The sequence below is a fragment of the Brevibacillus sp. MS2.2 genome, assembly GCF_013284345.1.
Taxonomy (GTDB): Bacteria; Bacillota; Bacilli; order Brevibacillales; family Brevibacillaceae; genus Brevibacillus; species Brevibacillus brevis_C.
The window spans coordinates 107,258-133,052 of sequence record NZ_JABSUZ010000011.1; the positions used below are offsets into that span (position 1 = coordinate 107,258).

General features: G+C 45.6%; 21 protein-coding genes and 1 riboswitch. Of the genes, 18 read left to right on the forward strand and 3 right to left on the reverse strand.

The annotated features are described in order from the left end of the window. Positions 1 to 33: 33 nt before the first annotated feature. Complete coding sequence (locus tag HP568_RS12775) at positions 34 to 1,284, reverse strand: MFS transporter (protein WP_173629265.1); 1,251 nt, start codon at positions 1,282 to 1,284, stop codon at positions 34 to 36. 337 nt (positions 1,285 to 1,621) lie between these two features. On the opposite strand from HP568_RS12775, the gene HP568_RS12780 reads away from it, so the two are divergent. Together HP568_RS12780 and HP568_RS12785 are read left to right on the forward strand one after the other, a co-directional pair. Then, complete coding sequence (locus tag HP568_RS12780) at positions 1,622 to 2,176, forward strand: RNA polymerase sigma factor (RefSeq protein ID WP_048036186.1); 555 nt, start codon at positions 1,622 to 1,624, stop codon at positions 2,174 to 2,176. Next, complete coding sequence (locus tag HP568_RS12785; protein WP_173629266.1) at positions 2,173 to 3,888, forward strand: DUF4179 domain-containing protein; 1,716 nt, start codon at positions 2,173 to 2,175, stop codon at positions 3,886 to 3,888. Before HP568_RS12780 ends, HP568_RS12785 begins: the two co-directional genes overlap by 4 nt. Positions 3,889 to 3,947: 59 nt before the next feature. On the opposite strand, the gene HP568_RS12790 is transcribed toward HP568_RS12785, so the two are convergent. Continuing rightward, positions 3,948 to 5,180 (reverse strand): MFS transporter, encoded by a 1,233-nt coding sequence (locus HP568_RS12790; RefSeq protein WP_173629267.1) that lies wholly within the window; start codon positions 5,178 to 5,180, stop codon positions 3,948 to 3,950. A gap of 186 nt (positions 5,181 to 5,366) precedes the next feature. Between HP568_RS12790 and HP568_RS12795 the strand changes: the two genes are divergently transcribed. The 8 genes from HP568_RS12795 to HP568_RS12830 all read left to right on the forward strand — a co-directional run bounded on the left by HP568_RS12795 (position 5,367) and on the right by HP568_RS12830 (position 14,910). Further along, entirely contained in the window at positions 5,367 to 6,353 is a 987-nt protein-coding gene (locus HP568_RS12795) for an LCP family protein (protein WP_048036189.1), read from the forward strand. A gap of 68 nt (positions 6,354 to 6,421) precedes the next feature. Further along, on the forward strand, positions 6,422 to 7,873 hold the full coding sequence (locus HP568_RS12800; RefSeq protein WP_048036190.1) for a spore germination protein: 1,452 nt from the start codon (positions 6,422 to 6,424) through the stop codon (positions 7,871 to 7,873). Between the two features lie 11 nt (positions 7,874 to 7,884). Continuing rightward, entirely contained in the window at positions 7,885 to 9,009 is a 1,125-nt protein-coding gene (locus HP568_RS12805) for a GerAB/ArcD/ProY family transporter (protein WP_173629268.1), read from the forward strand. After that, positions 9,009 to 10,169, forward strand: a complete 1,161-nt coding sequence (locus HP568_RS12810) for a Ger(x)C family spore germination protein (protein ID WP_173629269.1) — start codon at positions 9,009 to 9,011, stop codon at positions 10,167 to 10,169. The genes HP568_RS12805 and HP568_RS12810 overlap by 1 nt, the downstream gene beginning before the upstream one ends. Positions 10,170 to 10,275: 106 nt before the next feature. Continuing rightward, a riboswitch (SAM riboswitch) is annotated at positions 10,276 to 10,392 on the forward strand. Between the two features lie 100 nt (positions 10,393 to 10,492). Beyond that, entirely contained in the window at positions 10,493 to 11,506 is a 1,014-nt protein-coding gene (locus HP568_RS12815; protein WP_048036193.1) for a methionine ABC transporter ATP-binding protein, read from the forward strand. Continuing rightward, on the forward strand, positions 11,507 to 12,172 hold the full coding sequence (locus HP568_RS12820; protein ID WP_048036194.1) for a methionine ABC transporter permease: 666 nt from the start codon (positions 11,507 to 11,509) through the stop codon (positions 12,170 to 12,172). It begins immediately after the preceding gene. A gap of 60 nt (positions 12,173 to 12,232) precedes the next feature. Next, positions 12,233 to 13,072: a MetQ/NlpA family ABC transporter substrate-binding protein gene (locus HP568_RS12825; protein ID WP_056488760.1), complete on the forward strand. Its 840-nt coding sequence runs from the start codon at positions 12,233 to 12,235 to the stop codon at positions 13,070 to 13,072. A gap of 188 nt (positions 13,073 to 13,260) precedes the next feature. Continuing rightward, complete coding sequence (locus HP568_RS12830; RefSeq protein WP_048036196.1) at positions 13,261 to 14,910, forward strand: peptide ABC transporter substrate-binding protein; 1,650 nt, start codon at positions 13,261 to 13,263, stop codon at positions 14,908 to 14,910. Between the two features lie 56 nt (positions 14,911 to 14,966). On the opposite strand, the gene HP568_RS12835 is transcribed toward HP568_RS12830, so the two are convergent. After that, on the reverse strand, positions 14,967 to 15,416 hold the full coding sequence (locus HP568_RS12835) for an SRPBCC family protein (RefSeq protein ID WP_048036197.1): 450 nt from the start codon (positions 15,414 to 15,416) through the stop codon (positions 14,967 to 14,969). A 115-nt stretch (positions 15,417 to 15,531) separates the two neighbouring features. Here HP568_RS12835 and HP568_RS12840 point away from each other — a divergent pair, with 115 nt between their 5' ends. The 8 genes from HP568_RS12840 (at position 15,532) to HP568_RS12875 (ending at position 25,295) form a co-directional block, all read left to right on the forward strand. After that, positions 15,532 to 16,335 (forward strand): helix-turn-helix domain-containing protein, encoded by an 804-nt coding sequence (locus HP568_RS12840; protein ID WP_173629270.1) that lies wholly within the window; start codon positions 15,532 to 15,534, stop codon positions 16,333 to 16,335. Positions 16,336 to 16,576: 241 nt separating this feature from the next. After that, positions 16,577 to 18,202 (forward strand): peptide ABC transporter substrate-binding protein, encoded by a 1,626-nt coding sequence (locus HP568_RS12845; RefSeq protein WP_173629271.1) that lies wholly within the window; start codon positions 16,577 to 16,579, stop codon positions 18,200 to 18,202. A gap of 421 nt (positions 18,203 to 18,623) precedes the next feature. After that, positions 18,624 to 20,276 (forward strand): peptide ABC transporter substrate-binding protein, encoded by a 1,653-nt coding sequence (locus HP568_RS12850; protein WP_048036200.1) that lies wholly within the window; start codon positions 18,624 to 18,626, stop codon positions 20,274 to 20,276. A 131-nt stretch (positions 20,277 to 20,407) separates the two neighbouring features. Then, complete coding sequence (locus tag HP568_RS12855; protein WP_173629272.1) at positions 20,408 to 22,000, forward strand: peptide ABC transporter substrate-binding protein; 1,593 nt, start codon at positions 20,408 to 20,410, stop codon at positions 21,998 to 22,000. A 130-nt stretch (positions 22,001 to 22,130) separates the two neighbouring features. Continuing rightward, the gene (locus HP568_RS12860; protein WP_007721136.1) at positions 22,131 to 22,388 is read left to right on the forward strand and encodes a hypothetical protein; all 258 of its coding nucleotides are present in this window, start codon (positions 22,131 to 22,133) and stop codon (positions 22,386 to 22,388) included. Positions 22,389 to 22,429: 41 nt separating this feature from the next. Beyond that, positions 22,430 to 22,906 carry a hypothetical protein gene (locus HP568_RS12865; protein ID WP_173629273.1) on the forward strand — a complete coding sequence of 159 codons (477 nt, stop codon included), beginning with the start codon at positions 22,430 to 22,432 and terminating at the stop codon, positions 22,904 to 22,906. 170 nt (positions 22,907 to 23,076) lie between these two features. Continuing rightward, entirely contained in the window at positions 23,077 to 24,732 is a 1,656-nt protein-coding gene (locus HP568_RS12870; RefSeq protein WP_048036203.1) for an N-acetylmuramoyl-L-alanine amidase family protein, read from the forward strand. Positions 24,733 to 24,746: 14 nt separating this feature from the next. Continuing rightward, complete coding sequence (locus HP568_RS12875; RefSeq protein ID WP_048036204.1) at positions 24,747 to 25,295, forward strand: GerMN domain-containing protein; 549 nt, start codon at positions 24,747 to 24,749, stop codon at positions 25,293 to 25,295. Positions 25,296 to 25,795 lie beyond the last annotated feature (500 nt).

Sequence of the window (25,795 nt, forward strand, 5' to 3'; positions counted from 1 at the left end):
ATGAAAAAATCTCCCGTCGATGGGAGACTTTATTCATGGAGACTCTTTCAATGTAGGGTTTCCAGCCTGTATTAAAACTTTGTTTTTCCTTAACAACATAGCCAGTATTAAAATGAATAGCCCCGTTGCAACCAGTAGCCACTCAATTTTAACAACATCTGCGATTGGTCCAAAAATAAGCATACCTATAGGCATCATCGAAGTGGAAATCATGCCGAACACACCGAAAATTCTTCCCAAATAGTTCTCATCCACTTTCTCCTGAACCAAGACCATTGTCGGGGTATTGAAAATGGGCATAGCTACGCCAAATAGCGCCATGAAGACTAGATAAATCCAAAAGTTCGGAATGATACCAAGGGCTATTGTGCAGGCGCCCATGACAAAGCTCGCGAATGTCATGGTGTGCACTCTGTTTGTAAAGCCTCCCCAGGAGGCAATAATTCCGCCGCCAGCCATCATTCCGACTGAAAAAGCAATTTCAATTGCCGTTAACCGCCAAACCTCGTCGCCAAAGCTTCGTGTAACTTGCAGTGGGGTCAAAAATGCGGCAGGCGCCATCAGAATAAAGAAGAAGGCAAAGAATAGAAAGAATTTCTTCAGAAAATCATTGTTTTTAATGTAGAGTAATCCTTCTTTAAAATCGCTGAAGTAGCTCGTTTTTTGTATTTCGGAAGCCTTTTCGTGTAAAGGAATCTTGAGGAAAATGAGCAACGTACCAATGGCAAGCATGGCGGTAATGACATCGATAAAGAAAATCATTTCAATGGTAGATAATGTGAGTAATGCAGCACTCACTATCGGGGATACGAACATAATAACAGCCTGCAAGCTTCCGTTTATGCCATTCATTCTCGTTAGTTGGTCACTTGGTACGATTTGCGGCAAAATAGCTCCGACAGCAGGGGTTTGAATACCGGCTCCGACTGCACGAATAGCAGCCATGAGAAAGAGCAGCCAGGTCGCATTGTATCCCATTAAAAAGACGACTGCGAGGATAAGCGTTGCAAAGGCAATCATTGCATCTGCATAAATGATCAACAGTTTGCGATTGTAGCGGTCAGCCCAGACACCCGCAACGGGGGATAAAAGAAAAGTAGGGACGAAACCGCAAATGATATATAGCGTCATCATGATACCGGATTGCGTATTCAGCGTTATATACCACATCATCGCATATTGAACTAAAGATGATCCAAAAAGTGAAATCGCCTGACTGCTTAGAAAGAGAATAATGTTCTTTTTCCAATGTGGATTTGGCGTTACATGATCATTTGCTTCCATCACTAATGTTTACCCTCTCTTTCTTTCATTCTCTTCTTCATTTCCCAGTTGTGATATTTACGTAAGACATACCTATGATAGCATATGCCTATCTACATTGATTTCTTCTCGATTGCTATTTAGGCTACCCGACTGCCACAAATAACTCTCAGGTAATCAAAACCTCCACATTTTCGTTCGACTATTTCACTAACATAATATTTTTCAAAAAAGTTGCGATCTTTTTCCACCATTTTCCGTCGTATTAAGGTGTACAAGCAAAAAGGTGATAGCTGCGCAGCGTACCTTTTTGGACCTGTAGCCCTCGATACAGGTTTTGATATGGGGAGGAAGACAGATGCAGGACGACAGGCTGATCATTGAGGAGGTCCTCCAAGGGAACAAAGAGGCGTATTCTCAGATCATACAAAAATATAACAAAAGGGTCAGATTGCTCATTCGCAAGATGATCGGGCAGCCGCATCTTGAGCAGGACATGGCTCAGGAGATCTTTATCAAGGTGTATTACCACTTGGGTGACTACAGCAAAAGCTACGAATTCGGTGCCTGGCTCTACAGGATTGCCGCCAATTATTGCTTTGATGAACTACGAAACCGGAAACGATCGATTACGGTTACAGAAGCAGAGATTGAACTGGCTACCAGTCATACACCTGAGCTCGAATACCTTGCGAAAGAGCAGAAGGTCTTTTTACAAAATCGAATGATGACCCTGGAGTCTAAATACCGTGTCGTCCTGGAACTGCGTTATCTCCAATTTTTGAGCTATGAAGAAATTAGCGAGGAGCTGGATGTTCCCATCAGTACGGTGCGAACACGTCTTTCCAGAGGCAAGGCCAAGCTCAGAAATGCTATTACGAATTCGGGTAAAGGAGGGGACCTCCACCTATGACATGCTTGGATACATTCATGCTGAATGCGTATTTGGAAGACACGCTTCCTTTGCGAATGAAACAAGAAGTACAACGACATCTGGATACATGCAGTTGGTGCCAGAGCAAGTTTGAGCAATATTTGGATGAGTTGGATACATCCGATGATGAAGGCGAAGATGTCTGGCAGACGGAAGCAACCATTCAAAATGTCATGGACAAGCTCCCCGCCTACCCGATGAACGTACTCAAACTCAAACCAATACAAAAACAACAAGTTCAAATGAATTGGAAAAAACGGAGTGTGGATATTGTGAAGAAAACGACGATTGCAGTTGCGGGATTGGCTATGGTTGTTACGTTTGGAACAGCTGTTTCGCCTACATTTGCGAATTATATGAGTGGAATTTATGCGTCGATCAATCCGAGCGAGGTAACAGTAACAAAAGGACCTTACAATGCGAAACAAGTAGTCAACCTGTTTGATAAAAAGCAGACGGACATCGGCGTGAAGAAAGCAGCAGAATACGGCTTTGTACAGCCGCTCGACATGAAGGTGACAGACCAAGGACTAACCATGGCAATCAGTGCGGTTGTAGCAGATCCGTTGCGTATTATGGTTCTTGGCTCAGTGACGGACTCGTCCGGCAAAAAGATTCAGTCGTTCTGGAAGGATCAGTTCACGATCATATCAAGCGACAATGTAAAAGATTTCAGGGAAGTTCGACTTAAAGATAAAAATGGCAAGGTGATCATGCGATTAGATGATAATCAGAGGGAAACGCTCCCTTGGCCACCGGTGCCGAACGGTGAAAACTTCGCCTACGGAGGACAACTGAGCGGATTCTTTGATGAAGCGAATCCAATGCCGGACGAATTGATTTTGGAAATGCGTGTGAAGCGCCTGACAGATACGAAAGGCACGTGGAATTTCGATATTCCGATTGATATGCGACCAGCAAAAGCAGCCATGAAAACAGTAGCATTGAACAAGGAGTTAGAAACTCCAACAGGGGCAACAGTAGAGCTAAAAGAAGCGCGCTTTGCTCCCACTGCTACGCAGCTAGAGTTCTCAAACAGCAATCCGAATGAGAAAGTAGTGGAGGGTTTTCGTTACGAGCTTGTCGATGAAAAGGGTACTGTAGTGGGCAAATGGGATGATATGATTGAACCCGATGAAAGGGATCACAATCTCAGTATCTTAGGCATGAGCCATGGCGCTTCGGTTAACTTCACAGAGAAGTGGCAGCCAAGTACGAGTTTTGTCCATACGTACATGCCGCTAGACCCTGCAAAAAACTTGACAATGAAGCTCGATGCTGTTTATACAGGAGAGAAGGTCTCTTCTCAAACCAAGCTATCTCTTGCTGAACTGGAGAAAAATCCGAAAAAAGTGGATGTAGCTGGGAACCAAATCACGTTTCAATCGATCAAAATGGAAGAAGATGAGGAGTATACCTCATTCAATATTCCATTGGAAGCCATTCTGGCCAAAGATATTGTGGGACTTCCAGAGCGATGGACGGTGAAGGACGAAAACGGGAATGATGCCGAACTAGTATGGTTAAGGGTCAACAAAAAAGAAAACCCAGATGGTACGATAAAACTCGAAGGGAAGCTAGATGTGCGCTTTGAGAAAAAAGATGTAAAGGAAATATCAGTTGTCCTCGATCATGTAATCAAAGAGAACAAAGTCGATTGGGAAGTGCCAATCAAGGAAGAAAAGAAGTAGTGTAATGAACAAGCCGCTCGGTCCTGTAAAAGGATCGGGCGGCTTCTTTGCAGTTGAAATCAGTATTTAGCTTCAACATCAGTTCGTTTTTCCCGATGAAAATAAGCATGTAACAGACAGAGGAGGACCGAACCCGCAGAGACAAGCGTTGCCAGGAACAGGGTTGGATTAATTCCACCATGGTCATACATGAACCCCATAGCCAAAGGCCCCAACAGCCTTCCGCCCGTTGTAATCGCCCCTACGACCCCTAAATAAAATGGTGCATTCTCTCCGGTTTTTTCCGATATAAAAGTAGGAATAGTCGGCGAGATAAGCATTTCACCAAATGTAGTGATAACCATTCCGACAACAAATGCGTAATAACTACCGTGGTAGACAAGCATACACCCAAAACCGACAGCATACGCGATGGCACTAACGACGAGTTGGGCTGACAAGCTCTGATTCAACAGCCGTTTGATCCAGGATGTGATGGGCTGGCCAGCAAAAATGATAATACCGTTAACCGTCCACAGCCAGCTATATGATGACAGTGGCATACCCTGCTCTGTAATGTAAGGAGCTACACCTGTGTTCCAAACCGTGTTGGAAAAGAAAATGAATGCTGCGCCTAATGCCATAAACAAGTATAATTGGTAACGCAATAGCAGGGTAAAGCTGTTTTTCTCGCGGTGTTTTTGCTGTTCCTCCTGTTGCTCTCCGACCAGATCCTGATGAGATATGTTCTTCATAAAAAGGAAGAAGAACAAGGCAAACAATAAGGTGCTCGTGCTGTTGAACCAAAAAGTAAGCTGGAAGGATAAAGAGGCAATGACGCCTGCCAATGCGGTTCCGATTGCCATCCCCAAATTATTACCGACGTAGACGATGTTAAACAATTCTCGGCGCTGTTCTTTCCAGCGAAAACCGATAAATGCCTGAATTGCCGGGAATGACAGGTTGAATGTAAAGCCAAGCCCCATCATGAGAATCAGGTAGACAGGCCAGCTCTGAACGAAAGGAATGGAAAATTGAATAAGTCCTTGAAAAATCAATGCACCGACAATGAGACGCTTGGCACCTAGTCGATGAAACAACGAACCGCCGATGAATTGGCCGAAGATTCCGGCCAGAGATTGGATCATCAGGACGAATCCAGCTTCTGTCATCGAGCGTTGCAAAATGGTATGTACGTATAAGGTAGTAAGTGGCCACATAAAAGCACTCCCGGAGGAGTTAATAAAGCTGGCGATAAGGAAGAAAATGGCCTCACGGGGATAGCGATTGAGGAAAGCTGAAGGTGATATCACGCGAATGCACCCCTTATCATTAAGGATAAGATTAGTATAACGAATATTCTAAACTTTGTAAATTAAAATGTTTACAATGTCACAGGTACCCAAATAAAGGCTGCTCCACTTTCCGCAAATTCGAGTATACTAAACAAAGTGGAGAGATGACATCAACTGAGGATAGAGAGAATAAAGGTGGACTTTATGAAAATATGGAAACGAGTGTTGCTTCTTTTGCTTGTCGTGATGGCTACGACAGCTGGATATTACGGATACTCTTTTTATCAATTTGCTCAAAATATTCAAGAGCCCAATATCGCACCGCCTAGTGGTGGGAATTCCACCAAAGCAGCAGAAATACCAGAGTGGGATGGCAAGGAACGGGTTAATATCCTGCTGATGGGAGTAGACCGCAGAGGAATGAAAAATAACGGGCTTCCTCGTTCTGACTCCATGATGCTGGTCAGCATTGATCCTACGGGGAAACGTTATGACATGTTTTCAATCCTGCGTGATACGTATGTAGATATTCCCGGTAGAGGCAGCTCCCGGATCAACTCTGCGATTGTAGAGGGTGGACCTGAACTGGCAATGGAAACGGTTAGTCAGTTCACTGGACTTCCGGTAGATCGTTATGTGATTACTGACTTTGAAGGCTTCAAGGCTCTGATTGATGCAGTGGGCGGAGTCGAGATCGATGTCGAAAAAAACATGTATTATCATGACCCGACTGACAAAGGCGCTTACGATATTAATCTGAAAAAAGGTCTGCAAAAGCTGGATGGAGACAAAGCCTTGCAATATGTTCGTTTCCGCCATGATGCGACCTCCGATTATACACGGACGGAGCGTCAGCGGAAACTAATGACGGCAGTCGTGGATCAGATGAAAAATGGTACGACGCTGATGCAGCTTCCTACCATATTGAAGGAAGTAACACCGTATGTTCAAACCAATATTAGCTCGGTGGACATGCTGAAGCTGTCTGCACTCGGATTAAAATTGAATACGTTAGAGCCGGGTAACTATCAATTGCCGCCAATGGGGATGTTCCGCGAATCGCACCGCGCAGGTTCTGTTCTGGTTCCGGATGTCGATCAGGTTCAGTCGTTTATCCAAGAAAAAATTGCACCTCCTACAGAAGCAACAGATCAACCCGTGGGAGAAAAGAAAAGCAGCACGCAAAACTAAGCGTGCTGTTTTTTTGTGTTTTGGGAAAGACTAACCATGATTTTCTAAGTTCTGAGGTGAAGATGTCGATGGATCGGGAAAGTGCACGCAATTGGTTTGAACATACCAGTGACCTGATTACGGAACATATCGATGAGCCAGAAGGCCGCGTGCGACTTTTCTATTTATCTTCTATGGCAGATGGCAAGGTTGTCTACAGCGAGCTTATCCCGAAGCTGCGTGATCTTTGTTTGGAGGAAAGTGGGATTGAGGAAGTCGCCAGGCATTTAGGTGCTTCCAGCAGCAATCGTGTTTTCAATGAAGGGGAAGCCATTGAGCGTTTACTCCGAGGTCATATTGTCATTCAAGTTGCGGAATCGCCCTACTGCTTGTCGTTTCCCAGCGATGGTACTGCTGGCAGAAGTATTCAAGCACCCGAAATCGAAACGGTTGTACTCGGCCCGCAGATCGCCTTTGTAGAAGAACTGAATGTGAACATCTGCATCATTCGAAAATATATGTCTACACCAAAATTGTTCCATGAACAATTAAGCGTGGGAATAAGCATACCGATGGATGTGTCGATTTTATATTTGAGCGGGACGGCAGATGAGGAAAATGTGAATACGGTACGTCAGCGGATTTGTGATCTGGAGTTAGACAGCAGTCTGGATTCTACCATACTGGCGCAGCATATCGCAGACAATGAGAAATCATTATTTCCTACGCTTCAGCAAACAGAGCGTCCAGACCGGGTCGTACACGGATTGCGACAAGGACAGATTGCCATACTCGTGGAGGGGAGCCCGTTCGCTTTACTCGGTCCCACCACCTTACTGCAATTTTTTCAGTCGCCAGATGACTATTATTTGCGCTGGAGCCTTGCTACTTTCAACAGACTCATGCGAATCTTTGCCATGATCTTGTCCCTGATCCTGACCCCGATCTACGTGGCTGCGCTGACCTATCATTACGAGATGATTCCGGCAGACCTTTTGCTTTCCCTTGCGCAATCACGCTCCCGAGTACCGTTTCCACCACTGTGGGAGGCTATTTTGATGGAATTGATTATTGAGCTTTTGCGGGAAGCAGGAGCGAGGCTGCCGACCAAAGTCGGTCAGACGATTGGTATCGTTGGCGGTATTGTGATCGGACAGGCCATTGTTCAGGCCGGATTCACCAGTAATATCCTGATTATTATCGTTGCCCTCGGGGCTTTGTCTTCCTTTATCGCACCTAGCTATATGATCGGTTCTACGATCCGGGTTATTCGTTTTCCAATGATTTTGCTGGCGGGCATGCTGGGGGCATTGGGCATTGTGGTCGGATTCAGCTTCCTAGCCAGCCATTTGCTCCGACAGACGAGCTTGGGGCGTCCTTACATGTACCCCATTTACCCCGTGCGCTATTCCGATTGGAAAGATGGCTTTATTCGCGCTCCATTATCCTCTCTTTCCGAACGCCTCAAGTTTTTTACACCAAAACGAGTACTTCGTTTTGACAGGGGAAAAGCCAAAGAGAAGAAAGACATTGACGAGTAAGCGAGGCTGCTATGAACATTAACATCGATGTAAGCAAGGGCAATACAATATCAGAATATCTTGCAGGGTTGCTGGTGCATGGTACTCAACTTGGAATGGGCATCTTGGGCTTTCAACGAATCATTGCGAAGGAAGCAGGGCATGATGCTTGGATTTCGGTCATACTTGCAGGCTTGGTTACGCATCTAACATTGTGGATCATTATCAAGACCATGCAAAAATACCCTTCGGCTGATATTTACGGCATTCAAGATGATGTGTTTGGAAGGTGGCTAGGAACTGCTGTAAGCATCATATTTATAATCTATTTCATATTGACAGCTGGAATCATTCTTCGCAGCTACATCGAAGTTGTCCAAACCTGGGTGTTCCCGAATTTACCTACGTGGATTTTAGCTGGAATCATCCTTTTTCTTGCGTTCTACACCATCGTGGGAGGGATAAGAGTCATAGCTGGCTATACGTTTTTTTCCATTATAGCAACGGCATGGCTAGTCTTTGATTTATATTTCCCTTTGGAATTCGCACGATGGGAATATTTGTTTCCGATTATGGATACCAGCTTTGAGAACCTTTTCAGAGGAATGATGGCCATGTCATTGACCAGTGTCGGTTTTGAGGTTCTCTATGTCGTCTATCCCTATGTACAGAATAAGGACAGGGTAAATAAAAGTGCACAGTTGGCGGTGCTGGTGACTTATCTTATCTATTTATTGGTCATGATCGTGACCTTGGTCTTTTTTAGCCAAGGTCAGCTCATGAGGACGATCTGGGCGACACTCAATCTGCAAAAGATGGTGTACCTGCCCATTCTGGAAAGATTTGAGCTGGTCGTTATCTCGCTGTGGCTTATCGTCATTTTGCCGAATATCATGCTGTATTTGTGGTGCTCGGCGCGAGGACTCAAGCGTTTGTTTTGCTTCAACTTGCGAAGTTCATTGTATTGGATTTTATCGGTGATTTATCTTGCTTCCTTGACGATGCTTTCCAGACAGCAGATGAATTGGCTTTATACTATGCATGGGAAAATTAGCATATGGGTTGTGTACTTGTACCCCTATTTTTTGTACGTTATGGTCTTGCTGAAGCAGCGAACGCAACGGGCAAAATCGAAGAGCAAAGGAGAGAGTGCCTGATGCTTGATGAGCGGAAAAAGAGGATGCCCTTTATCAAACGGTTTTTGGCGTTGTGGTGTTCTGGCGTCATGATAGTCACAGGCTGTGGAGATCGGCAGATTTTTGATGAAACTGGACTTGCCACAGCTGTCGGTTATGACTTGTTAAAGGATGGAAACATTCGTGGGACTGCAATCATGCCCTCCATTAATCCAGAGGCCAAAAAAAAGATACAGATTTTCTCAGCAACGGGGGAGACCAGCAAATCAATCCGGGATCGGGTTAATCTACAATCAGATAAAAGAGTATTGGGTGGGCAGATTCGTGTCGCCCTCTACAGTGAAAACTTGGCAAAACGCGGGCTTGGCAGTATCGTTGACACGCTGTATCGGGATTCCTCTATTTCCAGCAGGGTTTATCTTTGCCTGTTTGAAGGCGAAACATATGATATGTTAACGTATCCCTATTCTGAAGAAGGGAATATCGGAATCTATTTATACCGTATGATTGAGCAAAATATTGAAGGGGAAAAAATTCCGTCTTCCACCATGCATGAGTTTTTTCGGGCCTATTATGACAAAGGAATCGACCCGATCATGCCGTACATTGCAAGAAAGGGAAATGAGCTGCAAATCAAGGGTATCGCATTATTTCAAGGGGAGCGTTATGTAGGGTGGATCACACCAAAGGAAGCCTTTTTAATCAAGCTCATGCATGGAAAATTCAGCATTGGCAGCTACGATACTTCTGTTCCTGCTCATATTTTTGGGGAGGAGCCAAAGAGCCGCGGAAGTAAAAAAGATCGTGTGCAGCTTGTCTTTGACACCATTTCCAGCAAATCTCAAATTGATCTGACCCAAGTGTCCCCCCCGGTCTTTGATATTCATATCCGATTACATGCGAGAATTTTGGAATTAACCCTTCCGCTGAAGCTAGAGAATGCAAAGCTGATGAAAATCATGGAGAATGCACTGGAAAAAGAGATCGAAAAAGAATTGCAGAAAGTAGTCAGTAAATTGCAGGGCCTCGATGTCGATCCCGCTGGATTCGGGATGGTGTATCGTGCAAATAGAAGAGGGATGGCAAACATGACGCAGGCCGAGTGGAGAAAAATGTTCAAGGAAGCAAGGTTTCGCTTTCACGTAAAGTCGACAATCATCCGCAACGGCGTCATGGATTAAAAAACTTTTCCTGCTATTACTATTGACGTGATATTTTCAAAAAGGATATAATCCGTTTTGTATCATCATGAAATAGAAAAAACGAACATAATATACGTAGATATCTTTCTTATCAAGAGAGGCGGAGGGACAGGCCCTATGAAGCCCGGCAGCCGGTTCATTTTCGAATGAACGTCGCGGTGCCAATTCCTACAGGATTGTTTGGATCTTGTGTAGATGAGAAGGGTGGATGCGAACGTATACATTGCGTTGCAGCCCCTTTTTCGTTTATTGAAAAAGGGGTTTTCATATTTTATCAAGATTGTGGTCGGGAGGTGGATGCGTTGATCCAACTGCGTCATTTGCATAAAAGCTATCAAGTACAAGGTAAAACCATCCCAGCATTAACGGGGATCGACCTTTCCATAGAGCAAGGAGAAATATACGGGATTATCGGACACTCTGGTGCAGGGAAAAGTACGTTGATCCGGTGCATCAATTTGCTGGAGCGCCCAACTTCAGGGGAAGTTATTGTGGACGGCGTCGATTTGACTAGGCTGGATGAAGGGAAGCTGCAAGAAAAGCGCCGCTCAATCGGCATGATTTTTCAGCACTTCAACTTGCTGTCTTCTTCGACAGTCGGTGAAAATGTCGCTTTTCCGCTCAAGCTGGCCAAGCGTCCAAAGGCAGAGATTGATAAGAAAGTAAACGAGCTGCTGAAGCTGGTTGGCTTGGAGGCCCATAAGGACAAATATCCGTCCCAGTTGTCTGGCGGACAGAAGCAGCGTGTCGGGATCGCCCGGGCGCTCGCGAATGATCCAAAAGTGCTGCTCTGTGACGAAGCCACATCGGCTCTCGATCCGCAGACGACGAACTCCATTCTGGCACTGCTCTTGGACATCAACCGCAAGCTGGGCTTGACCATTGTGTTGATTACCCACGAGATGCACGTCATTCGCTCCATTTGTGATCGTGTCGGCGTAATTGACGGCGGAAAGATCGTCGAGTCGGGTAACGTACTGGATGTATTCCTTCGTCCGAAGCATCCAACGACACAAGAATTTGTGGAACAAGTAGCGGATTCTACAGAGCTGCGTGAAGCAGTCGAGCACGAAAAGGCTTCGGGGAACCGCACCATTGCTCGTGTCACCTTCCTCGGAGAAAAAACGTACCAGCCGATCCTGTTCCAAACGATGCAAGAGACTGGTACGGTGTTCAGCATTTTGCAGGGAACAATCTCCCGCATGAAAGATACGCCGTATGGTCAGTTGGTGATCGAGCTGGAAGGCGATGTTGCACAGAATCAAAAGACCATTGAGACGCTGCGCCAACGTGGCTTGGAAGTAGAGGTGATATAAATGGACTGGACATTCGAGAATGTGGATTGGGCTGAAATCGGCTTAGGTACGATGGACACGCTCACGATGCTCGGCTTTTCCACCCTGTTTACCGTCCTGATTGGTTTGCCATTGGGAATCATTCTGTTTTTGACTTCACGCGGACAGCTTCTGCAAAACCGCACTTTTTATACGATCGCATCATTCGTTGTCAACGTATTGCGCTCGGTACCGTTTATCATTTTGATGATTTTGCTGATTCCTGTGACGAAGATGATCGTAGGAACCTCACTCGGCGTATTGGGGGCCATTCCGCCGCTCGTATTTGGTGCCGCTCCGTTTTTTGCACGCTTGGTGGAAACCTCTCTGCGTGAGATTGATAAAGGCGTGATTGAGGCCGCACAATCTATGGGGGCTTCCAATTGGCAGATCGTCTGGAATGTCCTTTTGCCAGAGTCTAGATCTGGACTAATCGCGGGTATTACGATCACGACGGTTACGCTGGTCTCCTACACCGCGATGTCTGGGGTAATTGGCGGTGGTGGTTTGGGTGACTTGGCGATCCGATACGGTTATCAGCGTTTCCAAACCGATGTCATGATTGTGACTGTTGTTATTTTGCTGGTGATGGTACAGATCTTACAAACGCTGGGGGACCGTCTGGTTCTGAAATTCAGCCGCAAATAGGATCTTTCCATATAGATTTTCAAAAAATAAGATGAAATACATGCAAGGGGGAAATCATTCATGAAAAAGCTAGTCGTATCTGTACTTTCTACTGTATTGGCATTTTCTTTGGCAGCTTGCGGAGGCAAAACGGAAACAGCACCTGCTCCAGCTGAAGGCGGCGCACAAGGCGGACAACAGGAAGTAACATTGAAGGTAGGCGCTTCTCCCGTTCCACATGCAGCAATCTTGAAATTCGTTCAACCAAAACTGAAAGAACAAGGCGTGAACCTGGAAATTAAAGAGTTCACCGATTACGTACAACCTAACGTTCAAGTGAACGAGAAACAACTCGACGCTAACTTCTTCCAGCACAAGCCTTACCTGGAAGACTTCAATAAAGGACAAAACATGAATCTGGAGCCAGTAGTGGCTGTACACATCGAGCCATTCGGCGCTTACAGCAAAAAAGTAAAATCTGTGGATGAATTAGCTGATGGCGCAACAATCGCGCTGCCAAACGATCCAACAAACAGCGGTCGCGCACTCGCACTCTTGGAGAAAAACGGCGTGATCAAGCTGAAAGAAGGCGCTGGTATCAGCGGTACTGTGAAAGACGTTGTTGAGAACAAGAAAAACCTGAAGTTCAAAGAAGTAGAAGCAGCAATGCTGCCACGCGTTCTGGAAGAAGTAGATCTGGCGTTGATCAACACCAACTACGCGTTGGAAGCAAAGCTCGTTCCAACCAAAGACGCGCTGTTTATTGAAGATAAAGATACTCCATACGCAAACTTCCTGGTAGCTCGTCCTGACAACAAGGATTCCGAAGCAATTCAAAAGCTGGCAAAAGCACTGAACTCACCTGAAGTGAAAAAGTTCATTGAAGATGAATACAAAGGCGCGATTGTTCCAGCGTTCTAATAGTATAAATAATTGATCGATCAACAAAGTCCAACTGGCCGAAAAGCTGGTTGGGCTTTACTTTTGTTTATAATGTAGTGAATTTTCATAAAATTAAATTAAATCTACAGCAACCCCGTTTTCAACCCAATTCCGGTCGAGTATATTGTGTTTGAAATGAGAAAATATAGATAAGGTGGAATTTTCAGATGAAAAGAAATCTCAAGTTGTTTCTTGGCGCGATGCTGGTCGCCGGAAGCGTGTTAGCTGGATGCTCCACGAGTACGCAGCCATCAACAACAACCCCTCCAGCTGAGGGAACCGCAGCGCCCGCTGAAAAGCCTGTAAATGCAAAGCCGCAGGTATTTCGGGCGAACATCATGAGTGAGCCTTCGACAGCGGACCCCGGTCTTGCGAAGGATGCCACATCGGGAGCGATTGTTCGTGCTACGTTTGATGGTTTGACTCGCTTCGATGCAAACGCAAAGCCAGTGAATTCAGTAGCATCCGATATCAAAATCTCGGATGACAAACTGGTGTATACGTTCACGCTGCGCGATTCTAAATGGAGCAATGGTGATCCGGTGACTGCCCATGACTTCGTATATGCATGGAAACGTGCACTTAGCAAGACCCTCGGTGCGGAGTATGCCTATCAGCTATACTACATTAAAAATGCGAAGCTGATTCACGAAGGCAAGGCGAAACCCGACGAACTCGGTGTGAAGGCAATCGATGACAAAACACTGGAAGTCACGCTGGAGAATCCAACGCCTTACTTCCTGGAGCTGACGGCTTTCTACACGTACTACCCGGTTAACCAAAAAGTAGTGGAGGCCAATCCGAAATGGGCAAACGAAGCGGCGACGCACGTAAGCAACGGTCCATTTAAGATGACAGCGTGGGAGCACAAGAGCAAGATCGTATTGGAAAAGAACGAGCACTACTGGGATAAAGACGTAGTGAAGCTCGATCGCATTGAGTTCGCGATGATCGAGGACGATAATACAGCCCTGTCCATGTTCGAGAATGGTGAGCTGGATTGGGCAGGTCAGCCACTCGGTGGACTTCCCACCGATGCGATTCCGTCACTGAAAGACGCAGGCAAACTCGTTGTTCATCCAAAAGCGACGATGTACTGGTACAAGATGAATACGACAAAAGGGCCGCTCAGCAATGTGAAAATTCGTAAAGCATTGGCATACTCGGTAGATCGTCAAACCATCGTAGATAACATCACACAAGTGGGCCAAGTGCCAACGATGGGGATGCTGCCGCAATCCATGATTATCAAAAAAGAAGGATACTTCAAGGATAATGATGTAGAAACAGCGAAAAAGCTGCTGGAAGAAGGCATGAAGGAGCTCAACGTGACAACGCTACCTCCAATCACCTTGTCTTACAATCCAAGCGACAGACATAAGAAAATTGCCGAAGCGATTCAGGACCAATGGAAACAAAAGCTCGGCATTGAAATAAAAATCATGGTGAAGGAGTCCGCTGTTCATTTGCAGGATATGCATGAGCTCAATTACGAGATGGGTCGTATCGGTTGGAATGCGGACTTCAATGATCCGATGAACTACCTCGAAATGTTCCGAGATGGTAAAACAGGTAACAACGACACGGGTTGGGAAGATCCACGTTACCAAGAACTGCTGAAACAGTCATCGGTAGAAACTGATCCAGAGAAGCGCAAGCAACTGTTTGCAGAGGCTGAACAAATCTTTATGGATGCCATGCCGTTGATCCCGCTGTTCACGGATGTGGATGTGTGGGTGCAAAGTGACAAGGTGAAAGGCGTTCAAGTGGATGGACTCGGATTTATCGACCTAAAGTGGGCAGAAATGACAGAGTAAGAAAATAACAAAAATCCCGAGGTCAGGGTAACTCCTGGTCTCGGGACTCTTTTGTATTAGTAGCCAAAATCAAGTGTCTTGCCTGTCTCCGCATACGTCTTGATCGACGAGAGCATCATCGGCCAATTGTTGCTGGCACTTACGTGGGAGGGGTGGTTTTCTGTCCATTGATCTTGAATCAATGTCAGCTTGGTGCAGCCACCAACCGGTTCTAAGGTGATGGTGACACGAGACTGCAATTCCGCATGATTTTCGTAATAGGCAGGACCAGGATGTTCAGTGAAACTGAAAATACGATGAGGTTCGAACTGCAAGATTTTCCCGTATACATGCACCGTGTCGTCACCGGCTTTTCCCGGACCAACATAAGCCATCTCGTCGCCTACTTGAAAAGTCGAGCGGATCGTACAGCCAAAGAAAGTACTCTTTACACCTTCATCGGAAGTCAGGACATGCCAGACTTGCTCTGGCGTAGCACCAATGTAGAAATCGAAGCGAAGATCCATCGTTTTACCCCCTGATTTTTTCATTTGGGAATTGTAATCAAGTCTCCCAACTACTACTCTTACTATAAGAAGAATTCGGTAGTGTGTATTGTAAAAACACGACAGGAGGCGCACCTTGGAAAATCAGACTGCCAAACTCCCAAAGGGTGTACTGCATGCCATGATTGGACAGAAGAAATTTTCGCTGAACAGATACGAGCCATCTGCTGAAATCAGCTACTTCGTGCAGCACTACTGGGTCGTCCGGTGGGATTTACGTACGGAACTGCCTTACTCGCAAACTGTCCTGGCTCATCCCAATGTGAATCTCGTGTTTGAAAAAGGAGCAACTGGCATTTTTGGTGTAGCCCGCACGACTTCCTCGCATCTTTTAGAGGGGCAAGGTCACGTTTTCGGAGTAAAATTCAGACCCGGAGGTTTTTATCCGTTTCTGAATGCCCCGGTATCAGAGCTGAGTGGCACATCTACGAGTCTGGAAGCCGTATTTGGTGTTGCAACCGAGCAGCTTGAAAAAGAAGTGCTAGGCCTGCCAGATGATCAGCAAATGATGAAAAGAGTAGAAGCCTTTCTATTCGAACATTTGCCGAAGCCTGACCCGAATGTAGCGCGCATCAGTGAAATCGTCAGGATGATCCAGGCAGATCGATCCGTATTCAAAGTCGAGGATGCAGTACAATTGACCGGAATGAATATGCGGACGATGCAGCGCTTGTTTGATCGGTACGTAGGCGTCAGCCCGAAGTCGGTCATCCAACGATACCGACTACATGAAGCGGCAGAGCAGATTGACCAGGGAACGGTCCAAGATTGGCTGGACCTGTCTACCACACTTGGCTATTATGATCACTCTCACTTTATTCGAGATTTTCGAACAATCGTCGGTGTAGCACCGAACGAGTATCGACGGGCCCAAATGTAATCATAGTGAACCCCTTCGCCTATGGCCGGAGGGGTTGCTTTATTGCTGCATAAATTTTTATGTACGAGGCATACTTCATCATGATGAAAATACCGAATTTATTTCCTTTAATAGAATTTGATGTTTGAATAAAACATAATTAATTTTACTTAAAATGTCTTCAATATTACTAAAAATGCAGTATATTTGTGGAGTAGCTTTCAATGAAGTTTTACCGATAGAAATAAAGGGGGTCAACACCGTGAAAAAAAGCGTTTTTGCAGCAATGAGTTCTATCCTGGTTCTGAGTGCGGCGCTGGCAGGCTGTGGCGGCGGCGAGAAAGCAGGCGAGCAAGGTAGCAAACCTGCTGGTGAGCAAACAAGTGGTCCTAAAGAATTGAGAATGAACATGATGTCCGAGCCACCAACTGCTGACCCTGCATTGGCTGAGGATTCTACTTCCAGTGCGGTTCTGCGTGCAACATTTGATGGTCTCACTCGTATTGGCGAAGATGGCAAACCACATCCATCTGTAGCAGAAAAAATTGACGTATCCGAAGATGGTCTTACTTATACATTCACCCTGCGTGACAGCAAATGGAGCAATGGAGAGCCAGTTACTGCAAAGGATTTCGAATACGCTTGGAAGCGAGCGCTCGATCCGAAAACAGCATCTAACTACTCCTACCAATTGTATTACCTGAAAAACGCAGAAGAATACAACAAGGGTAAAGCAAAAGCTGATGATGTTGGCGTAAAAGCGACTGACGATAAAACACTCGTCGTAACTTTGAAAAATCCAACACCATTCTTCTTGGAGCTGACTGCGTTCTATACGTACTACCCAGTTAACCAAAAAGTAGTCGAAGGCAACGATAAATGGGCGGGCGAAGCAGCTACACACGTAGGTAACGGTCCATTCAAAATGGAAACATGGGAACATAAGAGCAAATTGGTTCTCGTGAAGAGCGATACCTACTGGGATAAAGACGTTGTAAAACTCGACAAGCTCAACTTCTCCATGGTTGAAGACGCAAATACAGAGCTGTCCATGTTCGACAATGACGATCTGGATTGGTCCGGAGCGCCTTTGAGCTCACTTCCTACCGATGCGATTCCTGCATTGAAAGAATCCGGCCAAATGCAAACACGCCCGATCGCGGGTACGTACATGTACAAATTCAATACGGAAGTTCCGCCGTTCAACAACGCGAAAATCCGTAAGGCGTTTGCTTATGCAATCGATCGTAAATCTATCATCGACAACATCACGCAAGCAAACCAAGAACCAGCTATGGGTCTGATCCCGCCAACAATGGCAGTGGCAACAAGCCCGTACTTCAAAGATGGCGATGTAGAAGCAGCGAAAAAATTGCTGGAAGAAGGTATGAAGGAAGAAGGCATTACCAAAATGCCGACCCTGACACTTTCCTTCAACACGTCTGAAGGTCACAAGAAAATTGCCGAAGCGATCCAAGACCAATGGAAAAAAGCACTCGGCGTAGACATTAAGCTGGAGAACAAAGAATGGAAAGTATTCTTGGAAGATGTGAACCAAGGTAAATTCCAAATCGCTCGTTCCAGCTGGACTGGTGACTACAACGATCCATACACGTTCTTGGACCTGTTCAAGGACAAAGATGGCGGAAACAACGACACGAAATGGGAAAATCCGAAGTACAAAGAGCTGCTGAACCAGTCTGCTCTGGAAAAGGACCCAGAAAAACGCAAACAAATCCTGGCACAAGCAGAAGCCATTTTCATGGACGAAATGCCAGCAGTTCCAATCTACTACTACACACATTCTTATGTGAAAAAAGACAAAGTAAAAGGTGTAGTACTCGACGGTCTCGGTTTCGTAGACTGGAAATGGGCAGACATTCAATAAGAAAAAGCGCATAACTCGTTGTAAAAAGGAAGGGTGCTACGGCACTCTTCTTTTTTTGTAAACCATTTTCAGAGAGAACAATCGAGCCGAGGATGGACGGCGATATGATAAATTATAAAATTATAAATTAAATTACTATTGTCACTTTACTGAATGTGGATAAAATTGGGTGAATGAAAAAATAGATCAATAAATGAAGCTTGAATCCTCGAGTCTGAAAAAGCTTGATATTATGCGGTTTTTCTTAGAAATATCGGGGGAGGTATGTTCTGGAAATTTTATTTATCGATCAATATGTTTTATAATTCATTAATTCTCTTTATAAATAAATAAAAATTTATTAAATCATTCTAAAACATATTTAAAAAATATATAAAACCATGTATATTGATAAAAGATTTAGAAAAGGGGGATTACTTGTATGAAAAAGAATGTTTTCGTGGCAATGAGTTCTATCCTCGTTCTTGGCGCGGCACTCGCAGGATGCGGTGGCGGAAACCAGGCGGCACCGGCAGATAACAATGCTTCCGGAACAAAGACAGAAAATTCTGCACCAGCAACTGGCTCTAAACTACTGAAACTGAACCTGCACTCCGAGCCACCAACAGCTGACCCAGGTATTGCGGAAGATACAACTTCCAGCACCATCATCACTGCTACCTTCGAAGGTCTGACTCGTGTTGGTAAAGACGGCAAATACCATCCAGCAGCAGCAGAGAGCTACACTGTTTCTGAAGACGGTAAAAAATATACATTCAAAATTCGTGATAACAAATGGAGCAATGGCGATCCTGTATCGGCAAAAGATTTCGAATATGCCTGGAAACGCGCTCTTGATCCAAAAACAGCTTCCAACTATGCATACCAACTGTACTATGTGAAGGGCGCAGAAGCCTACAACAAAGGTAAGGGTAAAGTAGAAGACGTTGGCGTAAAAGCAATTGACGATAAAACACTCGAAGTAGAATTGGCGAACCCAACTCCATTCTTCCTGGAGCTGGTTGCATTCAAAACATACTTCCCAGTTAATCCAAAAGTAGTAGATGGCAACGAGAAATGGGCTACCGATGCGAAAACAGTTATTGGTAACGGTCCATTCAAAATGGATTCCTGGGAGCACAAGAGCAAGCTCGTAGTTTCCAAAAACGAAAACTACTGGGATAAAGACAATGTAAAATTGGACAAAATCGAATTCTCCATGGTAGAGGATGAGAATACTGAGCTGTCCATGTACGAAAACGGTGAACTGCACTGGGCAGGCGCTCCAACTTCTGCGTTGCCAACTGACGCGATCCCGGCTTTGAAAGATTCCGGCAAAATGACAACACAGCCAATCGCGGGTACTTACTTCTACCGTTTCAACACAGAAAAACCACCGTTCAACAATGTGAAAATCCGTAAAGCATTTGCCTATGCGATCGATCGTCAAAGCCTGATCGACAATATCCTGCAAGCTGGTCAATTGCCAGCAACAGGCTATGTACCACCAAGCATGGCGCTGAACAAAGACGGTTTCTACAAGGATAATGACATCGAAACAGCGAAGAAATTGCTGGAAGAAGGAATGAAAGAAGAGGGTCTGACCAAATTCCCGGCACTTACTCTTTCCTTCAACACTTCCGAAGGTCACAAAAAGATTGCTGAGGCAATCCAAGACCAATGGAAGAAAAACCTCGGCGTAGACGTGAAGCTCGAGAACAAAGAGTGGAAAGTATACCTGGATGACGTACACCAAGGTAAATACCAAGTGGCTCGTGCAGGCTGGTTGGGTGACTTCAACGATCCAATCAACTTCCTGGAAATGTTCAAGGAAAAAGACGGCGGAAACAACGATACTCGTTGGGAAAATCCGAAGTACAAAGAACTCCTGAACCAATCCGCTCTGGAGCTGGACCCAGAAAAACGTAAAGCAATCCTGGCTCAGGCTGAGCAAATCCTGATGGATGAAATGCCGATTATGCCAATCTACTACTATACTCAATCTTGGGTTAAGGACGACAGAGTACAAGATGTTATCATCGATGGTCTGGGTGCTGTAGACTACAAGTATGCAGATTTCGTAGAAAAGAAATAATAGCTGTGCATGTAAAAGAAGAGAGGTGTTATCACCTTTCTTCTTTTTTTATCTATTTAATATCCAAATTTTTACTTTTTATTGTATACTATTTTTGGAAGATTCTATCAGGGTTTATTGGAGGGTATATGATGAAGAAGAGTGTTTTTATGGTGTTGAGTTCGGCCCTCGTTTTCGGCGGAATGATGACAGGGTACGAAGGCGCTATCCAAGCGGCTGAGCCGAAGGTATTAAGAATGAATCTGCAATCGGAGCCGCCTACAGCAGACCCAGGAATTGCGGAGGATATAACCTCTAGCACGATTATCACTGCTATATTCGAAGGTCTGACACGTCTCGGAAAAGACGGAAAGGTGCACCCAGCAGCGGCAGAGAGCTATACCGTTTCTAAGGATGGAAAAACCTATGAATTCAAAATTCGTGAAGCAAAATGGAGCAACGGCGATCCAATAACGGCATATGACTTCGAATATGCTTGGAAACGTGCGCTCGATCCAAAGACAGCATCCAACTACGCCTACCAGTTGTATTATGTAAAAGGTGCAGAAGACTTCAACAAAGGGACCGGCAAGGCGGGAGACGTTGGCGTAAAGGCGATTGACGATAAGACGCTAAAAGTGGAACTGACAAACCCGACACCATTTTTCCCGGAGCTGGTTGCTTTTCAAACATACTTCCCGGTGAACAAGAAGGTAGTCGAAGGCAACAGAAAATGGGCTGACGAGGCAAAGACGATTGTTGGCAACGGACCATTCAAAATGGAAACATGGGAGCACAAGAGCAAGCTCGTAGCTTCCAAAAACGAAAAGTACTGGGATAAAGCCAATGTAAAATTGGATAAGATCGAATTCACCATGGTAGAGGATGGGACTACGGAATTGGCTATGTTTGATAACGACGAGCTGGATTGGGCGGGTGCTCCAAACTCTTCCCTGCCAATCGATGCACTTCCGGTTTTGAGAGAAGCTGGCATCTTGAAGACACAGCCAATCGCCGGTGCCTACTTTTATCGTTTCAATACAGAGCAAGCACCGTTTAGCAACGCAAAAATTCGAAAGGCCTTCGCGTATGCAATTCATCGTGAAAGCATCACCTCCGATATCCTGCAAGCGGGTCAAGTACCGGCAACAGGCTATGTACCACCGAGCATGGCGTTGAACAAAGACGGTTACTTCAAAGACAATGATCTTGAAGTTGCGAAGAAATTACTGGTAGAAGGTATGAAGGAAGAGGGTATCTCCAAACTCCCTCCAATTACACTCAGCTACAACACATCCGAAGGTCATAAAAAGATCGCAAAAGAAATACAGGATCAATGGAAGAAAAACCTTGGTGTAGATATCAAGCTCGAAAATAAAGCGTGGAAGGTATACTTAGAAGACGTACACGAAGGTAATTATCAAATCGCTCGTGGAGGTTGGCTAGGTGACTTCAATGACCCCATCAACTTCTTGGAAATGTTCCAGGAAAAAGACGGCGGAAACAACGATACACGTTGGGAAAATCCAAAGTACAAGGAGCTCCTGAGCCAATCCGCTCTGGAGCAAGACCCAGAGAAACGAAAAGCAATTCTGGCTCAAGCTGAGCAAATCCTGATGGATGAAATGCCAATCATGCCAATCTACTTCTACGCCAACTCTTGGGTGCAGAATGAAAATCTGAAAGATGTCGTAATGGATGGTCTGGGTGCTATCGATTTCAAATACGCAGATATTACTCCATAATCAAAACACGGATGAGAAGAGGTTTTTTACGACCTCTTCTTTTTTTCTGTCTCATGGACAAATGACCAATCCATTACGCCCGTGGCTACATAGAGTAAAAAGGAACTAACTGCAACCAGGGGGGATATTGATGGATATTGGTTCTTTGCTCAACATTGTTAAATCCATTCCTAAGGAAAAGCTAAGGACAGATGCGGGAATCAAGGAAGTCATTCGTGAAATGGCCAGAAAGTCAGGGAAAAAATTGACCGAGCAAGAGGTTAACAGTTATGCTGCGCAGTTTCGTCAGATGCAGAAAACAGAAAATGTCGGAAGCCTGTTGAATAAGCTTTCGAAAAAAGGTGTCACTGCAAAGGATTTGGAAAATATAAAAAAACGTTTTAGATAAGGGGGTAGAGTGAGGAGGGAGGTGGGATTATCGTTGAGAAAATGAAAGCGAAAAAGAAGCAGGTTGTCCCCAAGAACCATGTGCTAGAATCGATCAACAAGCTTGCGGATGCACAGCATGCAAACAATGCCCAAATAATGAAAGAAATGAGTCAGGTGCGACAGGAGCTACAGGATATGAAGAATACACTGGGGCGTCTTAAACAGGCGCCTCCAAAAAGTACAGGAGAACGGCGAGGTCTGCTGTTTGGAGGCCGACGGAATGCCCCTCAAGTGGAAGCTGTAACCCAACCACAAAAGCCTGCCATTTCTATCGAGGATTTACTGCCGCTTTTACCGCATCTAGGCGACGCTATTCCCCAGTTGAAAAACCCCAAGGTAGCCGACTCCATTAAGGTGTTGTCGAATCCAGCTGTGATTTCGCTGATACAGCAATTTCTTGCCAACGGGGGCTTGAACATGATAAAAAAACCGGTTCAACAAGTAAGTAGGCAAGAGAGAAGGGGATTTTTTCGGTAAAAAACTCAGTTGCAAAGACTGTCTCGCGGGGCATGCGGAGGCGGTCTTTTCATTTTGGTACCAAAAGACTATAAACTTTACAGATCATCTAGCGTCTAATAGAATGGTGAACGTTGCACATTGGCTGACGCCACATAACGAAGAAAACAGACATCACGGAGGAGGTCAGGATGAAGAGACGATTTTACCCTCTGCTTTTTGCGCTGCTGGTCCTGCTGCTAATCCCCGGTTGGGCGGTTGCAGCAAGCAGTGCCTCAGAGGAAGCTGTCAATCTCATGATTGGTGGACAAGCAGTGAATGCTGAAGTACCGCCAGCCATCAAGAATGGACGCACGTTGGTTCCCGTCCGTGTTATCGCCGAAGGACTAGGTGCAAAAGTGGATTGGAATGAGGCTACTCGAACAGCTGTCATTACCAAAGGCACACAGCAGCTCTCCCTTACACTTGACTCCCGTACAGCAGTGTTGAACGGCAAACAAGTGAAGCTCGATACGCCACCTGTTATTTCACAAAAGCGTATGCTGCTGCCACTGCGTTTTGTCGGGGAGTCACTTGGTGTTACAGTCGGGTGGGACAACAGCACACGAACTGTCATTGCGAACGAAACACCACAGGTAAAGCTGAATGGCAAGGCACCAACCCAGCCGATCAAGCTGTATCAAGTGGAGGACACGCTGTACGCGTCCGCACAGACTGTGGCAGAGCAAGTGGGACAAAAAGGCTTTGCGTGGAAACGACCTGAGCGCGGGATGACGATTGATGATCAGTTGGTCCTCCCATTACGTCAATTGGAGGAGGAGCTTGGAGGGTCATTTGCATGGGACAAGAAAAATAATCAGGTTGAGATCGATCGCCTCAATATTTTGAAAGATGTATCTGAGGACGGCGACCGTGTTCGTATTGAAACGACTATACCTGTCATTCCTCAGTCCTTTGTGATGACAGGTCCTCACCGGATTGTCTTGGATCTCCCACAAACAGCATTGGATGATGATTTAGTCGAAGATCTAAAGCGTCAAGACGAGAAAAACGATAGCGTAGGCGAATCTGAGGAAACGTCCTCCGCTAATGATGAAGACCAAGGCACAGATTCAGATTCTGACGAACTGAATCAGGCAGAACAAGCAAAAGAAGAACCTCTCATCGCTGACCTGCGTTACAGCCAATACAGTGCATCTCCTGACACGGTTCGCGTCGTCATTGAGCTGAACCAAAAGAGCACGTATGAGCTGGCTTACACGAAAGATGGTCTCGAAGTAAAATTGACGCCAAAACCGAAGAAAACAGGCTACCTGATCGTCGTTGATGCCGGTCATGGAGGGAAAGACCCAGGCACGAAGGGCTCCGCTGGCAACAATGAAAAAGATTACAACTTGGCTGTCTCCAATAAGATTGTGGCTTTGCTGAAGCAGTACCCAGAGTTTCAAGTCGTTCCCGTACGCACGACAGATGTGTTTTATGAACTGTCAGAGCGTGTCGCTTTTGCCAATGAGTTAGAAGCCGACTTGTTCTTGTCTATGCATGCCAACGCATTCCCGAAACCGACGGCTGCAGGAACAGAAACTTTCTATTATAATGAAAACAGCAAAGACTTTGCCCAAGTGGTACATAAACATTTGCGTGGGGCAACGCAGTTCCCGGATCGAGGCGTCAAACAGAGCGGCTTTTATGTGATCAAAAACACGAAAATGCCTGCTGTGTTGACCGAAACTGGCTTCCTCTCCAATCCACAGGAGAATGCACAACTGACGAATCCGGCATTCCAAGATAAAATCGCGAAAGCCATTGTTGCGGCTATTCGTGAATACTACGAGTCTTATCAGTAAGGGGGCTTTTCACGATGAAAAAAAGTCGAGTGATCTGGATGGCAGCGTTAGTGATGCTGCTTTTGGCCGGATGTGGGCAAAACGCGACAGAAACACCACAGCCAACCACACCAGTAGAACAGCCATCTGGTTCAAACACTGATCCATCGACAACAGAGCCGACTCTGAAAAAGCAAATGGTCACCGTTTACTATTCGGATAATAATTTGATGGAGCTGCAAAAAGAAGAGCAAGAGATCACGTTTGCAGAAGATATCGAGAAGTACAAAAAGACACTTGCCCTGCTGGAGACGCCTGTAAAGCCAGACGTGCACATTCCACTGTGGAAAGACTTCAAGTACCACTCCATTACAATCGATAAAGGCACTCTGACGATTGATGCAGATAGCAAGAATCAGTTCAATATGGGTTCAAGTGGCGAGACGATGGCTTTGGATGCGTTGAAGAATACATTCTTTCAGTTCTCGGAAGTAAAGGAGATTGTCTTCTTGGAGGATGGAAAGAAAGTAGAAACGCTGATGGGGCACGTAGATCTCACCGAGCCACTGAAACGAGACAATTAATCATCACCATAAAAGCGGCACACCCTGTTAATCGGGATGTGCCGCTTTTTTTCTCGTATAGTAGCTGCCGTGGGGAGAAGAATATTTCCAGTCTAGGCTCCAGGCTCCGTCCTGCTGAGGGCTGAGACTGCCCGCTCCGAAGCGATTAGCGGGGAAACGCAAAAGTGGTAGCCGCTTCGTCGCTCGGGCACGTTGCGTTTCTTTTGCCCGCTAATCGCTTCTCCGCTTGGTAGGACTCCACAAGTCGCTACGTCTGGAAATATTCTTCTCTGTCGTGACTGATTACATTCTTCATTCATTTAAGGATATTAAACCAAGGTGAATACTGTAAGCTCGTAGAGGAAACAGGAGAAATAAGCGAAGATCTTTGGTACACCGACCGAGACGGAATGCAAAAAGCGAAACACGTTCTTAAGCGTCCACCTCTGAAAAACATCCTGAAAGAACTACTTTGGACGCGGTTTCGCTTTTTGCATGGAGACGGGCAGTGAATCCCTCAG

Bases quoted from the DNA above. Each gene is read 5' to 3' on its own strand.
- HP568_RS12775 (WP_173629265.1), bottom strand. From the start codon at position 1,284: ATGGAAGCAAATGATCATGTAACGCCAAATCCACATTGGAAAAAGAAC.
- HP568_RS12780 (WP_048036186.1), top strand. From the start codon at position 1,622: ATGCAGGACGACAGGCTGATCATTGAGGAGGTCCTCCAAGGGAACAAA.
- HP568_RS12785 (WP_173629266.1), top strand. From the start codon at position 2,173: ATGACATGCTTGGATACATTCATGCTGAATGCGTATTTGGAAGACACG.
- HP568_RS12795 (WP_048036189.1), top strand. From the start codon at position 5,367: ATGAAAATATGGAAACGAGTGTTGCTTCTTTTGCTTGTCGTGATGGCT.
- HP568_RS12800 (WP_048036190.1), top strand. From the start codon at position 6,422: ATGGATCGGGAAAGTGCACGCAATTGGTTTGAACATACCAGTGACCTG.
- HP568_RS12805 (WP_173629268.1), top strand. From the start codon at position 7,885: ATGAACATTAACATCGATGTAAGCAAGGGCAATACAATATCAGAATAT.
- HP568_RS12810 (WP_173629269.1), top strand. From the start codon at position 9,009: ATGCTTGATGAGCGGAAAAAGAGGATGCCCTTTATCAAACGGTTTTTG.
- HP568_RS12820 (WP_048036194.1), top strand. From the start codon at position 11,507: ATGGACTGGACATTCGAGAATGTGGATTGGGCTGAAATCGGCTTAGGT.
- HP568_RS12825 (WP_056488760.1), top strand. From the start codon at position 12,233: ATGAAAAAGCTAGTCGTATCTGTACTTTCTACTGTATTGGCATTTTCT.
- HP568_RS12830 (WP_048036196.1), top strand. From the start codon at position 13,261: ATGAAAAGAAATCTCAAGTTGTTTCTTGGCGCGATGCTGGTCGCCGGA.
- HP568_RS12835 (WP_048036197.1), bottom strand. From the start codon at position 15,416: ATGGATCTTCGCTTCGATTTCTACATTGGTGCTACGCCAGAGCAAGTC.
- HP568_RS12850 (WP_048036200.1), top strand. From the start codon at position 18,624: ATGAAAAAGAATGTTTTCGTGGCAATGAGTTCTATCCTCGTTCTTGGC.
- HP568_RS12855 (WP_173629272.1), top strand. From the start codon at position 20,408: ATGAAGAAGAGTGTTTTTATGGTGTTGAGTTCGGCCCTCGTTTTCGGC.
- HP568_RS12860 (WP_007721136.1), top strand. From the start codon at position 22,131: ATGGATATTGGTTCTTTGCTCAACATTGTTAAATCCATTCCTAAGGAA.
- HP568_RS12865 (WP_173629273.1), top strand. From the start codon at position 22,430: ATGAAAGCGAAAAAGAAGCAGGTTGTCCCCAAGAACCATGTGCTAGAA.
- HP568_RS12870 (WP_048036203.1), top strand. From the start codon at position 23,077: ATGAAGAGACGATTTTACCCTCTGCTTTTTGCGCTGCTGGTCCTGCTG.
- HP568_RS12875 (WP_048036204.1), top strand. From the start codon at position 24,747: ATGAAAAAAAGTCGAGTGATCTGGATGGCAGCGTTAGTGATGCTGCTT.